This window comes from Microvirga mediterraneensis (assembly GCF_013520865.1).
GTDB lineage: Bacteria > Pseudomonadota > Alphaproteobacteria > Rhizobiales > Beijerinckiaceae > Microvirga > Microvirga mediterraneensis.
This window is the reverse complement of sequence record NZ_JACDXJ010000001.1, coordinates 2,775,815-2,788,656: the sequence shown is the minus strand read 5'-3', so window position 1 is coordinate 2,788,656 and position 12,842 is coordinate 2,775,815. Positions and strand designations below refer to the sequence as shown.

Genomic DNA, 12,842 nt, shown 5'->3' with positions numbered 1-12,842 from the left:
CATGGATGCTGTCGAGCTCGCCCGACAGATCGCATCCAGCCTCTACCTTCAGGCGGTTGCCAGAGGTTGTGACCCCTGGCAACCGTATGCATTCGCTGTAGCCGAGGCAGAGCGCCGAGGGTTGGATGTCGAGGCCACGGCTCCAGGGGCGGCTCTGTTGGATGGAGGGCGGGCGAGCTTCGTTCCTCAGGACCGCCTTATCCTTCATGAGAACCTTGGAAGTGCCTTCGACCAGGCCTTCCTCGTCGCCCACGAGATCGGCCACGTAGAACTAGGGGACGATCCGGGTGAGGAACCGGTCCGCGCAATCGATCCGGCGCGGCCGGCGGAAGTTTCGCCGGTCGGTGAGGATCGCGTCGTGGACTATGGGCGCCGTCAGCGGCGCGAGGTCCAGATGGACCTGTTCGCCCGTGAGTTCCTGATCCCCCGATCCGTTGTCCGTAAGCTACACCTTGAGGACGGCCTGACAGCCTTGCAGATCGCGGAACGTCTGGGCGCTCCATACGATGTAGTAGCGCAGCAGCTGTTTGACGCTCTTCTCTTGCCTCCGGCTATGCCAGAGCCGGAGCGGGAGCGGGTTGAGAGACCTCTCAACCCGCTCCAAGCCGCCGCCGCTCGACATCGAGGCCCGGCCTATCTGCTCGAAGCCGGCCCAGGTACAGGCAAGACGCAGACCCTGACGTCTCGGGTCGAAGGATTGCTGGAGGAAGGTGTCGATCCGCGGCGGATCCTGCTTCTGACCTTCTCCAACAAGGCCGCTGGTGAGATGGCCGAGCGGATTGCGGACAAGAACAAGGAATCCGCCGCGGCGATGTGGATTGGAACATTCCACGCCTTCGGACTCGACCTCATCCGCCGTTTCCACACGGAACTGGGCCTACCCAGCGATCCGCGGCTCATGGACCGCATGGAGGCGGCGGAACTCCTTGAGCGTGAGTTTCCGCGGCTTCGTCTTGTCCACTACCGCAACCTATATGACCCAACCCAGATCATCGCCGATATGCTCGCAGCCATCTCGCGGGCCAAGGACGAAGTTGTCGATCCTAAGCGATATGCGGAACTGGCTGAGGCAATGGCCCGCCGTGCCTCTACGGCGGAAGACCTGGAGGCAGCTGAACGGGCGCAGGAGGTCGCGCAGGTTTATGCAGTTTACGAGGATCTGAAGCGAAGGGCCGAGTGCATCGACTTCGGGGATCTGGTTTCCCTGCCGGTACGGCTTCTGGAAAACAACGACACCATCCGCGCAACCCTGCAGGGGCGATACGATCACGTCCTCGTGGACGAATACCAAGACGTGAACAGGGGCAGCGTCCGCCTCCTCGACGCTCTGTCCCGCAGCGGGAACAATCTCTGGGCCGTCGGCGATGCGAAGCAGTCCATCTATCGGTTCAGGGGAGCCTCGTCCTTCAACATGGCCCGGTTCGGGAAGGATGACTTCCCCGGAGGTGCACGCGGGCGCCTGAAACGGAACTATCGGTCGGTTGGAGAGATCGTGAGTGCCTTCTCCACTTTCGCCGGCCGAATGCGTGCGGGTGGTGAAGGCAGCGGGCTGGAGGCGGACCGGGATCAAGGAGCGAAACCGGAACTTCGAACCGTGGACCGCGCCGACCAGCAGACCGTAGCGCTCGCCGAGGCCATCGAGGAGATGCGCCGCCAGGGCTATGCCTATCGCGATCAGGCGGTACTCTGCACAGGGAACGAAAAGCTCTCGACGCTCGGCCAGGATCTGGAGCGCCTAGGCGTGCCAGTGTTGTTCCTCGGCAGTCTGTTCGAGCGGCCGGAAATCAAGGACCTGCTTTCTCTCCTATCGATATTGGCGGACGGTCGGGCCATGGGGCTAGCCAGGATCGCGTGTCTGCCCGAGTTCTCCATGCCTGTGGCCGATGTTGCGACCGTGCTCGGTCATCTTCGAACCGATGAGTGCGAAGCCGGCGATTGGCTAAGCGACTTGGATGCCCTGACCGGCCTTTCGGAGGAAGGACGAGCTGCCCTCCGAGAGGTTGCGCGCGTCCTGCACGGTTTCGATCGGAGCAAGTCGCCCTGGTCAGTACTGGCGACCGTTCTGCTCGACCGGACGCGGATCGCAGCAAGGATCGCATCTTCGGGCGAAATCCTGGACCGGACCCGGGGCATCGCGATCTGGCAGTTCATGAATTTCCTTCGGACCCAGCCATCCGGTGAGGGCCTACCCATCAGCCGCCTTCTCGACCGAGTACGGCGGCTCGTTCGTCTTGGAGACGACCGGGACCTTCGCCAGCTTCCTGCTGCCGCCCAAGCCATCGACGCCGTGCGACTCATGACCATCCATGGCGCGAAGGGTCTCGAGTTTCCAATCGTCCATGTGCCCGGCCTGAACTCCGACACCCTGCCCCGAACGCCTTCCGCGCCGCCGTGCCCGGCACCGGACGGCATGGTGGAGGGGGGAGAAGGTACGGCCTTGGAGATCTACCGCGCGGGGCAGGCCGAAGAGCAGGAGTGCCTTTTCTACGTGGCCCTTTCGCGGGCCCGCGATCGACTGCTCCTCTATGCGCCAACACAGAAGGCCAACGGCCAGAGGCGCGCAGTATCCCCCTTCTTGGATGCGTTGGGGAGTTTTCTGGAGCGTCGGACTGTAACCCCGGTCAGGAACATCCCATCCCCTCCGGAGGCTGGCGACGTCGAGCTTCACGTCGAAGGTGGACTGCGTTTCAGCGCATCCCAGATCGCTCTCTACGAAACCTGCCCGCGGCGGTTCTTCTATACGCATGTTCTGCAGGTCGGCGGGCGCAGAACGACCACGGCCTTTATGCAGATGCACGAGGCCGTCCGTTCCGTGGTCCAGAGGCTGATCGGCGACTGCGAAGAGATTGATGGCAGCGAACTGGATCAAAGGGTAGACGCCTCTCTTCGAACGCACGGGCTCGGCGAGAACGGATATCTGGCTGAGTACAAAACGCTCGCCCTTTCAATGGTCCAATATCTTCTATCAATCAGGGAGGGCCATAGGCCGGAACCGCCGGCGAGCCTCGAACTGGCCTTTGGAGAAGAGCGGATCGTTTTTCGCCCCGACGACGTCCTCGTAGGCCCCGATGGAGGACTTACACTGCGACGCGTCAAAACCGGTCACCTGCGTTCGGCTGAGAGCAAGGACGTGGGGGCGGCCGCTCTGGTGCTTGCCGTAAAGGATAAGCATCCCGATGCGACCGTCGAACTCGTTCACCTTTCCGACCAGGCCGCAAGACCCATCGTTCTGTCAGACCGGGAACTCCAGCATCGGAGGAACAAGCTGGCCGGATTCCTCGCAGAGATTCGTCAAGGGCGCTTTCCGGCAGTTCCTTCTGGCCGCACGTGCCCCGGATGCCCCGCCTTTTTCATCTGCGGCCCCGTACCTGCCGGCATTCTCCGAAAAAAATTTTAGGCAAGCTTTACCGGTCGCCCATCGTCGCACCGATTGAACCCTCAGAGCCAGGCGCCGCCCGGCCAATTTGAGGATAAAGACGATGGATACCAACGATCCCAGCAACCACGGGGCCGGAGCGCTGCACCCGGCCCGCGACCACACCATCCTGCTCGCACAGGGCGATCTCAACTTCCGCGGCATCGAGATGACCGACCCGATGCCGCTCGGTCGCCAGATCCTTGCAAGCGCCGGTCTCGATGTTCGCGACGGCTACAGCCTCTTCGCCATTCTGCCCTCGGGCGACTTCGAGGACGTCCGCCTCGACGAGCCCTTCGACCTTCGCGGACGCGGCACCGGACGCTTCATCGCTTTCCAGACGGACCGCGACTTCAAGCTGACCATCAACGATGCCCAGCTTGAGTGGGGCAAGCCCGTCATCAGCGGCGCGGTGCTCTACAAGCTCGCCGGTCCTGCCGAAGACGAAGGCGTCTTCCTGGAAGTGAGGGGCGGCGAGGACCGCCTGATCCAGCCCGGCGAACTGATCGATCTCAACGCGCCGGGCATCGAGCGGTTTATCACGGCGCCGAAGGGGCCGCCCACCTTCGAAATCATCGTCAACTCCCGCCCGCGTACGGTGGACGACCAGCGTGTCACCTTCGAACAGATCGTTCAGCTCGCCTTCCCGGGTCAGCACGCACCGAACGTCGAGTTCTCGATGACCTACCGCCACGCAGCGTCGAAGCCTCCTGCTGGCGAGCTCGCCGCCGGTGGTGTCGTCGAAGTCAAGAAGAAGGGGACCATCTTCAATGTCACACGCACCGTTCAGTCGTAGCGCCGACCTCAGGCGCCTCCGTGACGAGGGCTACTTCGTCCAGATCCAGGGCGGCTTCCTCGTCATGCGCGAAGTGCCATATGTCGACCGGCAGAAGCAGGTGCGCACCGGGACGCTCATCTCCAGCCTGACCATGGCTGGAGATGAGACCCGCACGCCTGACACCCACGTCGTCCACTTCGATGGCGACTATCCCTGCCGCGCCGACGGCACGCCAATCACCGGAATTGCCCACCAGACCGATACCACGATCAATCTTGGTCACGGTCTGACAGCCCGGCAATCATTCTCCAGCAAGCCGGATACCGGCTATACAGATTACTACCACAAGATGACGAGCTACGTCGGCATCCTGTCCGGCCCTGCCGCGATCCTGAAACCCGACGCCACGCCCCGTGTCTTTCGCGCGCCGGAAGTCGAGGAGGATAGTGTCTTCAACTACACCGAGACCGCGTCGGACCGCGCCGGTATCGGATCCCTGACCGAGCGGCTTGCATCGGAGCGGGTTGCGATTATCGGTCTCGGCGGCACAGGGGCGTACGTCCTTGACCTGGTCGCCAAGACCCCGGTTCGGGAGATCCGGACCTTCGACGGCGACGAGTTCCTTCAGCACAACGCCTTCCGTGCTCCAGGCGCTCCATCCATCGACGAGCTTCGCGAAGCACCTCGGAAGGTCGACTATCTGAAGGGGATCTACTCCAAGATGCACCGCGGGATCGTAGCCCATGCCGAGCCCTTGGGTGCAAGCAACCTGCATCTTCTCGATGGGATCACCTTCGCCTTCCTCTGCATGGATGCGGGCGAAGCGAAGCGTCTCATCGTCGAGAAGCTGGAGGCGATTGGTGTGGCCTTTGTCGATGTCGGCATGGGGCTGGAGCTTGTCGAGGGTTCCCTGGGTGGCATCTTGCGGGTCACCGCGAGTACGCCCCAAAAGCGTGACCACGTTCGCAGGGGCCGCATCTCCTTCGCTGGCGGTGGTGGCGACGACCTCTACTCCTCAAACATCCAGGTGGCAGACCTGAACGCGCTCAACGCCGCACTCGCGGTCGTGAAGTGGAAGAAGATCCAAGGCTTCTACCGTGATCTCGAACGGGAGCACCACAGCACCTACACTACCGATGGCAACCAGCTGGAAAACGGAGACCAGGAATGATGCGGTACTCGCACCTGGAACACCGATTCGTGCAGCACCTCCCGGAGCACCTGGAGCCGGGAGTGCTCTACCTCTCGATGGAATATGGCACCGCCGCCCACAGCTGCTGCTGCGGGTGTGGGGAAGAGGTTGTAACGCCCCTCACCCCAACGGACTGGAACATGACCTTCGATGGCGAAACGGTCTCCCTCAGTCCATCCATCGGCAGTTGGACGCTTCCCTGCCGCTCACACTACGTGATCAAGCGTGGCAAGGTGATCGAGGCCCGTCCGTGGACGGACGAGCAGATCGCTGCCGAGCGACGGCGCGACAAGGCTGCCAAGGCTCGCCACTATGGCGTATCTGAACCTGTCGAGGCTCAGCCTCCAGCACAGTCGCCTCCGGCGACACCACTGTCTGACCGAAGGAGCCTTTGGGATCGCTTCAAGCGCTGGGCGAAACTCGGTGGCTAAGGAGGTTGTCTTCCTGGCTTCGGCGCTGGACGGGCGTGGGTGCCCCTGCGCGGCGGCGACATTCCGCCAAGCGGCGCGGTTCGTCTAGACCCGGCTCACGGAACGCGGCGCGGCCGGGGCTACCGCCCGCGGTTCATCGGACTCACAAAAAAGCCGTCGATGTTTCGGAAGGACCCCGCTCCGCATCGACCATCATGGGGGTACGAGGTCCTTGAGCACCGGCATCGTCACGACTGCAATCATCCTGATCATCGGCTACGTTATCGTGTCGAGGATCGTCGGCCTGGCGTTCCGCCTCGTGGTTCCCCTGGTCCTGGTCGTGCTCCTCGGCGGAGCCGGCGTGGTCTCCGGCCTGATGCCGGAGCGCTCCACCGCCGACCCCTATGCGCCATATGGAGAGGCCCAGCATCGCCCTGCCGCGGACATCGGCGACCTGCGCCTGCGCGACATCGCCGACATGGCGGTGGACGCGGTCCGCTCCGTGCTCCGGGGCAGCCTCGCCCTCCTGAATGGCCTCTCCGAATCCGAGCCGGGGCGGGAGCCGCGTTGGCCGGAGGAGCCGGAACAAACCCGGCGCGGCGAGCCCTATGGCCCCCAGCCCGGCTTCACCGACGATCCACGCCGTGACGAGCCACGGCCCCGATGGTGACCGGGCCGGCCCGGAATCCCGCTCAGATCTTCCGACTGACGAAGCGCGATCCCGCGCGCGCAAAGCGCCAGAGCCTATCGGTGGCGCGCGTGATCCCAATTCTCGGCCCTGCAGTTACCTCGACTGGCTCCTCCCGGCGGAAAACCTGGAAGGGCGCCTGGTCCAATGGCAGCCCGTTATGGGTGCTCGTCACGCCTAACGCCTGACAGAGCCGGCCGGGACCCGAGCAGAGAAGGCGAGGATCGTCGAGTCCACGCCGCGCCATCATCGCCGCGTGCCCGATGATGGGCTCCAGGGATCGGATCAGCACAGCGCTCCCCGGCAGGCAGACGACGTTCAGGCACCAGTGGATCCCGTAGGACAGGTACACGTAGGCATGCCCGGCCGGACCGAACATGGCTGCATTCCGGGCAGTCGGGCCGCAGAAGCTGTGCGAGGCCGGATCGTCGCCCGTGTAGGCCTCAGTTTCGACGATCACACCGCCGATTCCATCGACGAGCAGAGTGGCGCCGACAAGATCCCGAGCGGTGGTGACAGCATCCCGGGCGAAGAACGCGGACGACAGGATCTCGGCCTTCGGCACGCGCGTGCTCACAGGTGTTCCTGGGCCCGGATCCGGTCATAGGCCATCTGCACCGTCCCCTTACCGTAGATCCGCTCCAGCCGGCGCACGGTGAAGTGCCCGCGGGCCAGCGTCTGGAAGTGATCGACGAAGGCAGCGTTGACGGCCGCGCCGCCGATCGCACCGAGCACCGGCACCGCCTGGGCGGCGACCTTCTGCGACACGACCACTCCGAAGCGGGCTCCGATCTGGGCCAGCAGGCGCACGAGGGCCGAGGCGCTCTCGTCGACGACGCCGCGCCCGGCCATCTGCTGCAGGGCGCGGGTGACGGACTTCGCCATCGCAGCCCGCACGGCGAAGTAGCCGGCCTCGTGCAGGTTGTCCGAACCGGAGTGCCCGCCCAGGGCAAAGACCTGCAGGCAGGCCAGCGCCGTCTCCGAATCCTGGAGGTCCTCGCCCTCGCTCTGGGCGATGCGGGCGATCGACCGCAGCATGATCGCGGTCGAGACCGGCAGTTCCACCAGAACCGCCGAGACGCCGAGCGCCCCGCCCATGGCGCCTGACAGGACCGCCAGCGCCTTGTGGACGCGGGTTTCGGGGTCCCTGCCCTCCTTCGGAATCGTCTTCAGCGCGTAACGCAGCGCGCGGGTGAGCGCCGCCTGCGTGGCCTTCGAGATCATGTCGGACGCCGCCTGAGGAAGCGCCTGCCCGAGCAGCTCGACCGGCCGGCCCGCCAGGGCCGACAGGCGGGCCACGTAGCTGGGTCCCTCGAGCGCGAGCACGGCCTGCCGCAGCGCCGCGCGGTCCTCGTCCGAAAGGGCAATTTCGGGTGGCGCGGCATGGCCTGCGGGCGCTGGAAGCGGTTCCTGACGGCGAAGTTCCTGGCTCATACACCCTATGTGGGGGGCCGGGGCCCCGTCGGACAGCCCGCAACCCTTCAGCTCAGCTTGACGTTGGTCTGTGGGGGACCGGAGGAGCCGATGCTGATCAGATCCGTCGCGGTCATCGTTCCCGTGCTGATGGCTCAAGTCGCCTGGGCACAGCCAGTGCCACCTCTGCCGCCTCCACGGCCCATCGAGACCCCTTCTGGCGCGACGCCCCCTGCCCCACAGCCTCAGGCTCCACTGGCGCCGACGGCAGACACGCCACCAGCTGTCCCGGCATCCGAGGATTGCCTGGCCAGCCTGAAGGCGGCCGGGTTCGAGATCGAGCCTGCGGAGCCGCCCCATGTCTCGAACGAGCTCTGCCGGATCGAGACGCCGGTGCGGCTCAAGGCCGTGCCGGTTCCGACGAAACCTGAGACGCATGTCCGGTTGGCCAATCAGCCCGTCCTGGCCTGCCGTTTCGCTGGACCCTTTGGGCACTGGATCGGCGATCTCGTGGCTCCGCTGATTGCCGGCATCAAGGGGAGCGACCTGAAAGCCGTCCAGACCGGCCCCGGCTTCGAGTGCCGCAACCGGAACCGGGCGACGACGGGCAAGCTCTCGGCCCATGCGCAAGGGCTCGCGATCGACATCGCCGGTTTCGACCTCGCGGATGGAACGAGCCTGCGGATCAAACCTGCAACCGACACCGCGCCGGATCCGGCGCTCGCAGTTCTCCGGACGGCGGCCTGCGGCTGGTTCACGACGATCCTCGGTCCCGGTTCGGACGAGGCGCATCACGATCACCTGCACGTCGACATCGAGCAACACGGATCCAGCGACCGTTACCGCATCTGCCAGTAGGGCGACGATCCCTCCCCGTGTCGTTACTCCCGGGCAGCCACCTTGTCCTGGGTCATGGTGTCGAAGTCGCCGGCATCATGGCGTTCGTGCAACTGCTCGGAGGGCTCGCCGGAGGTGCGGTTCACGATCCGCCCACGCTTGACGGCAGGGCGGCCGCCGATCGCATCGGCCCAGCGGCGAACGTGCCGGTATTCCTGCACGGACAGGAACTCGCCAGCCTCGTACAGCCGCCCCTGCACAAGGCCGCCGTACCACGGCCAGATGGCCATATCGGCGATCGTGTATTCGGGCCCTGCGACGTATTCGTTGTCCGCGAGCCGCCGGTCGAGCACGTCGAGCTGCCGCTTGGTCTCCATCGCGAACCGATCGATCGCATACTCGATCTTCACCGGCGCGTAGGCGTAGAAATGCCCGAAGCCTCCGCCGAGATAGGGTGCGCTGCCCATCTGCCAGAACAGCCAGGACAGGCATTCGGCACGCGGACCGGCCTCGCTCGGCAGGAACGCCCCGAACTTCTCCGCGAGGTAGAGCAGGATCGCGCCCGACTCGAAGACCCGGATCGGGTTCGGGCCGGAACGGTCCACCAAGGCGGGGATCTTGGAGTTCGGGTTCACCGCCACGAAGCCGCTGCCGAACTGGTCGCCGTCGCCGATCCTGATCAGCCAGGCATCGTACTCCGCGCCCGCATGACCCAGCGCCAGCAACTCCTCCAGCAGGATCGTGACCTTCTGGCCGTTGGGCGTTCCCAACGAGTAGAGCTGCAAGGGATGGCGGCCAATAGGCAATTCCTTCTCGTGCGTGGCGCCGGCGATCGGGCGGTTGTGGCTTGTGACGGGGCTCCCGCCGCTGCCCCTGTTCCAGGTCCAGACCTTCGGCGGCACGTAGTCGGATGAATCGGTCATTCCTGCTGCTCCTGAAACTGTGGGGCATTCATCTGAATTGACGAACCCCGCGGCCGGACGGTTGTAGCGCATGATGAGGCTATGCGCCTCCATCGGTGAAGTCGCGAAGGATCGGTCTAGCATCCGGTGGCGCGAACCCGCCGTAGGGATCTCTTGAAAGTGAACGAGCGCCTGAAAGGTTCATCCCTGGACGTCTCGACACTATGGTATCCCAGCGATTCCGTGACCTTAAGCTTTCCAAGAACAACCACGAGCCGCGCCATGACCCAGCACCTGAAGATCGACTTTGTTTCCGACGTGGCCTGCCCGTGGTGCGTCATCGGCCTGCGGGGGCTTGAGCAGGCACTGGCCAATACTGCCGATGCGGTGGAGGCCGCCATCACATTCCAACCGTTCGAGCTCAATCCCAATATGCCTGCAGAGGGACAGAACCTCGGGGAGCATATCTCCGAGAAGTACGGCTCCACGGCGGCGCAGTCAGTCGCGAGCCGCGCGATGATCCGAGCGCGCGGGGGCGAGGTCGGCTTCACGTTCAACATGTCTGAGGAGAGCCGGATCTACAACACGTTCGATGCTCACCGCCTGCTGCACTGGGCTGGCACCATTGGGTGCCAGCGGGAGCTGAAGCACGCGCTGTTCAAGGCGAACTTCACGGATGGCGCGAACGTGTCTGACCATGGGGTGCTGGTGGATGCGGCCGTTGCGGCCGGGCTCGACGGGGACGTGGCGCGCGAGGTTTTGGCGTCGGGGCGCTATGTCGAGGACGTTCGTGAAGCTGAGCAGGAATGGATCTCCGCCGGCATCCGATCCGTCCCAGCCGTTGTCATCAACAGGACATGGCTGATCTCCGGCGGCCAGCCGGCCGGAGCCTTCGAGCAGGCTCTGCGCGGCATCGCCGCCGAGCTTGGGCAATCCTCGGCCGGCACCTGACCGTGGGTTGAATTCGGGCGGAGGCCGAGGATTGGCACAGGCAGAACCTGACCTGAGCACCCGTCAGGCCGCCCGGAAAAGTTCACTCTGACGCCATGAGGCGGACGATCGCCGCTCTCGAGGCCTTGCCAGCGCAATCCGCTCCTCGAAGCGCGCTTGCGCCTCCTGAAGCAGGCGCCGTTTGCGCGTGTACGGCTGGGTCGCCGCCGTCGCGTCCTGCACGATGGCGGCCGCGGCAGCGTAAAGATCGGCTGTTGCGGCATCCAGACCCGGATCGCGTTCAAACAAGGCAAGCAGGCTCGCCAAGTTCTTTCTCAGGAGCGTCTGCAGGTCGCCGAGGTAGGCCCGCTCTCCGCCGCTTTGGATGGCTTTCAGGGTTGGAGCAATCAGGTTGAGCTTCTCGTGGATGGCGTCATCGAGGGTCTTCTCCGTCATGGGCATTCATCTCCGAAAGAGGGGCCCACCCAGTCCCTGATTCACATGAAGAGAGAGAGTGCCCTTGCTGGGTTAACCGACCGTTTCGGTAGTGAGCCGTCCAGGGCCGATATCTCAGGTCTGCTCCCTGGAGCAGACGACCCTCGGGTGCAGCCATATGACGATCTGGTCACTGCTGCATTCCTGACCTACGAGCCACCTCCATGCGTCCAGCATTGCAATCCTGTCGTTAACCTAACAGCGACGGATCCTGCCCTAACGTTCGCGGCTTCCATCACAGCCGCCCGATGACTGCCGCAGGAGTGGGACTGAATGCAGGGACAGGCCGATCTGTTTCTTGGACTGGACGAGGCTACTCCGCCTATCCAGAAGCCCGTCGCCTCCACCATCCAGGTTAAGCCGCGGGAACAGAAGCGCACCTTCCAGCTGAGGTCTACCGACTTTGAGGCGGCTGCCGACATCTTGCAAGCCAGCGGGCAGTACCGCGTCCTGCGCCGCCTTCAGCCTCGTCCCGTGGTGACGGCCCGCATGGCGGTTCCAGGCGAAAGGGTCGCCGTCATCGTGGACACCGAAACCACCGGTCTCGACCACACCCGGGACGAGGTCATCGAACTCGGGATGGTGGCGCTCTCATATAACGAGGACGGCCGCATCGGCGATGTCATCGACACCTACAACGCCTTGCGGGAGCCGGCGATCCCGATCACCCCTGACATCACGCGCCTGACCGGGATCACACCCGAGATGGTGAAGGGGCATACGATTGACCTGGCTGCCGTCGAGGCATTCATCCAGCCGGCTCACCTGGTGATCGCCCACAACGCCCGCTTCGACCGACCCTTCTGTGAACGTCTGGTTCATGGCTTTTCGCTGAAGGCCTGGGCCTGCTCCCATGCGGAGGTGTCGTGGGCGGACTATGGTTTCGAGGGCTCGAAGCTCGGCTATCTGCTGTCTCAGTGCGGCTGGTTCCACCAGGGCCACCGGGCGGTCGAGGACTGCCATGCCCTGCTGGAAGTCCTGGCGGCTCCGCTTCACGGGGACGCAGGTTGTGCCATGACCCATTTGCTGGCCTCAGCCCGGAAGACCCTGCTGCGGATCTGGGCCGAAGGCTCACCCTTCGACATGAAGGACAACCTCAAGAAGCGAGGGTACCGTTGGAACGATGGCACGAACGGCCGCCCCAAGTCCTGGTTCATCGAGATTGCCGAGGACGCGTACGAGTCGGAGATGAAGTTCCTGCGGCATGAGATTTACCGTCGGGACGTGGAGCCGTTTACTCAGCGGATCACTGCTTTCGAGAGATTCAGGGCAGCCTCATGACCTCTTCGGGATGTCACGAAGCGCACCTGAGATTCATTCCTATCCCTCGTCATCGGTTCGTCCGAACCCGATGCGGTCTTGTTTAAGCTGTTCCTCCGGACTGAAGCTCCGGATTAACGGGGTGCTTACTCCCCTGCCCGATAGTGCCGGTCCACATACGGCAAAGGAGAAGCCATGAGTGACGTCGTTGGAATTCCCGGCAACCGGATCCGCTCGTTCGTGGAGCGCATCGAGCAGATCGAGAGCGAGATCAAGGACCTGATGGAGGCCAAGAAGGAAGTCTTCTCCGAGGCCAAGGGAGAGGGCTTTGACGTGAAGATCCTCAAGGAAATCATCAAGCTGCGCAAGCAGGATCAGGACGAGCGCGACGAGCATGACAGCCTGCTCGACGTCTACATGCGGGCCATGGATGAAGCCGGCCCGGCTCCTGTCGCCGAGGCCGCTTAATAGCGTTTTGAACAAATCAGGTTGCGAGAAGGCCGCCTACAAAGAGGCGGCCTT

Annotated in this window: 13 protein-coding genes; 9 read left to right on the top strand and 4 right to left on the bottom strand. The window is 64.1% G+C overall.

Annotation, left to right across the window (positions count from 1 at the left end; translation table 11 throughout):
* The first annotated feature begins 1 nt into the window (after position 1).
* The 5 genes from H0S73_RS13185 (at position 2) to H0S73_RS13165 (ending at position 6,465) form a co-directional block, all read left to right on the top strand.
* Entirely contained in the window at positions 2 to 3,397 is a 3,396-nt protein-coding gene (locus H0S73_RS13185; protein WP_181052597.1) for a UvrD-helicase domain-containing protein, read from the top strand.
* Positions 3,398 to 3,479: 82 nt separating this feature from the next.
* Complete coding sequence (locus H0S73_RS13180) at positions 3,480 to 4,211, top strand: multiubiquitin domain-containing protein (protein ID WP_181052596.1); 732 nt, start codon at positions 3,480 to 3,482, stop codon at positions 4,209 to 4,211.
* Entirely contained in the window at positions 4,186 to 5,364 is a 1,179-nt protein-coding gene (locus H0S73_RS13175; protein ID WP_181052595.1) for a ThiF family adenylyltransferase, read from the top strand. The genes H0S73_RS13180 and H0S73_RS13175 overlap by 26 nt, the downstream gene beginning before the upstream one ends.
* Complete coding sequence (locus H0S73_RS13170; RefSeq protein ID WP_181052594.1) at positions 5,361 to 5,816, top strand: ubiquitination-like system serine protease family protein; 456 nt, start codon at positions 5,361 to 5,363, stop codon at positions 5,814 to 5,816. The genes H0S73_RS13175 and H0S73_RS13170 overlap by 4 nt, the downstream gene beginning before the upstream one ends.
* Positions 5,817 to 6,027: 211 nt before the next feature.
* Entirely contained in the window at positions 6,028 to 6,465 is a 438-nt protein-coding gene (locus H0S73_RS13165; RefSeq protein ID WP_181052593.1) for a hypothetical protein, read from the top strand.
* 22 nt (positions 6,466 to 6,487) lie between these two features.
* On the opposite strand, the gene H0S73_RS13160 is transcribed toward H0S73_RS13165, so the two are convergent.
* Together H0S73_RS13160 and H0S73_RS13155 are read right to left on the bottom strand one after the other, a co-directional pair.
* Entirely contained in the window at positions 6,488 to 7,060 is a 573-nt protein-coding gene (locus H0S73_RS13160) for a DNA-3-methyladenine glycosylase (protein WP_343058358.1), read from the bottom strand.
* On the bottom strand, positions 7,057 to 7,917 hold the full coding sequence (locus H0S73_RS13155) for an EcsC family protein (protein WP_181052592.1): 861 nt from the start codon (positions 7,915 to 7,917) through the stop codon (positions 7,057 to 7,059). The genes H0S73_RS13160 and H0S73_RS13155 overlap by 4 nt, the downstream gene beginning before the upstream one ends.
* A 90-nt stretch (positions 7,918 to 8,007) precedes the next feature.
* On the opposite strand from H0S73_RS13155, the gene H0S73_RS13150 reads away from it, so the two are divergent.
* The gene (locus tag H0S73_RS13150; protein ID WP_181052591.1) at positions 8,008 to 8,754 is read left to right on the top strand and encodes an extensin-like domain-containing protein; all 747 of its coding nucleotides are present in this window, start codon (positions 8,008 to 8,010) and stop codon (positions 8,752 to 8,754) included.
* A 23-nt stretch (positions 8,755 to 8,777) separates the two neighbouring features.
* Here the strand turns inward: H0S73_RS13150 and yghU are convergent, their stop codons facing one another.
* Positions 8,778 to 9,656 (bottom strand): glutathione-dependent disulfide-bond oxidoreductase, encoded by an 879-nt coding sequence (gene yghU, locus H0S73_RS13145; RefSeq protein ID WP_181052590.1) that lies wholly within the window; start codon positions 9,654 to 9,656, stop codon positions 8,778 to 8,780.
* A 261-nt stretch (positions 9,657 to 9,917) separates the two neighbouring features.
* Between yghU and H0S73_RS13140 the strand changes: the two genes are divergently transcribed.
* Positions 9,918 to 10,586 (top strand): DsbA family oxidoreductase, encoded by a 669-nt coding sequence (locus tag H0S73_RS13140; RefSeq protein WP_181052589.1) that lies wholly within the window; start codon positions 9,918 to 9,920, stop codon positions 10,584 to 10,586.
* A 63-nt stretch (positions 10,587 to 10,649) separates the two neighbouring features.
* Here H0S73_RS13140 and H0S73_RS13135 read toward each other — a convergent pair whose 3' ends face one another.
* Positions 10,650 to 11,021: a hypothetical protein gene (locus tag H0S73_RS13135; protein WP_181052588.1), complete on the bottom strand. Its 372-nt coding sequence runs from the start codon at positions 11,019 to 11,021 to the stop codon at positions 10,650 to 10,652.
* 312 nt (positions 11,022 to 11,333) lie between these two features.
* Between H0S73_RS13135 and H0S73_RS13130 the strand changes: the two genes are divergently transcribed.
* Both H0S73_RS13130 and H0S73_RS13125 read left to right on the top strand, forming a co-directional pair.
* A complete protein-coding gene (locus tag H0S73_RS13130; RefSeq protein WP_181052587.1) occupies positions 11,334 to 12,341 on the top strand; it encodes a 3'-5' exonuclease in 1,008 nt (335 codons plus the stop codon).
* Positions 12,342 to 12,515: 174 nt separating this feature from the next.
* On the top strand, positions 12,516 to 12,788 hold the full coding sequence (locus H0S73_RS13125; protein WP_181052586.1) for a DUF2312 domain-containing protein: 273 nt from the start codon (positions 12,516 to 12,518) through the stop codon (positions 12,786 to 12,788).
* The last annotated feature ends 54 nt before the right edge of the window (positions 12,789 to 12,842 follow it).

What these genes read in the sequence shown, in the direction of transcription:
- H0S73_RS13185 (WP_181052597.1), top strand. Translation starts at nt 2, where the DNA reads ATGGATGCTGTCGAGCTCGCCCGACAGATCGCATCCAGCCTCTACCTT.
- H0S73_RS13180 (WP_181052596.1), top strand. Translation starts at nt 3,480, where the DNA reads ATGGATACCAACGATCCCAGCAACCACGGGGCCGGAGCGCTGCACCCG.
- H0S73_RS13175 (WP_181052595.1), top strand. Translation starts at nt 4,186, where the DNA reads ATGTCACACGCACCGTTCAGTCGTAGCGCCGACCTCAGGCGCCTCCGT.
- H0S73_RS13170 (WP_181052594.1), top strand. Translation starts at nt 5,361, where the DNA reads ATGATGCGGTACTCGCACCTGGAACACCGATTCGTGCAGCACCTCCCG.
- H0S73_RS13155 (WP_181052592.1), bottom strand. Translation starts at nt 7,917, where the DNA reads ATGAGCCAGGAACTTCGCCGTCAGGAACCGCTTCCAGCGCCCGCAGGC.
- H0S73_RS13150 (WP_181052591.1), top strand. Translation starts at nt 8,008, where the DNA reads ATGCTGATCAGATCCGTCGCGGTCATCGTTCCCGTGCTGATGGCTCAA.
- yghU (WP_181052590.1), bottom strand. Translation starts at nt 9,656, where the DNA reads ATGACCGATTCATCCGACTACGTGCCGCCGAAGGTCTGGACCTGGAAC.
- H0S73_RS13140 (WP_181052589.1), top strand. Translation starts at nt 9,918, where the DNA reads ATGACCCAGCACCTGAAGATCGACTTTGTTTCCGACGTGGCCTGCCCG.
- H0S73_RS13135 (WP_181052588.1), bottom strand. Translation starts at nt 11,021, where the DNA reads ATGACGGAGAAGACCCTCGATGACGCCATCCACGAGAAGCTCAACCTG.
- H0S73_RS13130 (WP_181052587.1), top strand. Translation starts at nt 11,334, where the DNA reads ATGCAGGGACAGGCCGATCTGTTTCTTGGACTGGACGAGGCTACTCCG.
- H0S73_RS13125 (WP_181052586.1), top strand. Translation starts at nt 12,516, where the DNA reads ATGAGTGACGTCGTTGGAATTCCCGGCAACCGGATCCGCTCGTTCGTG.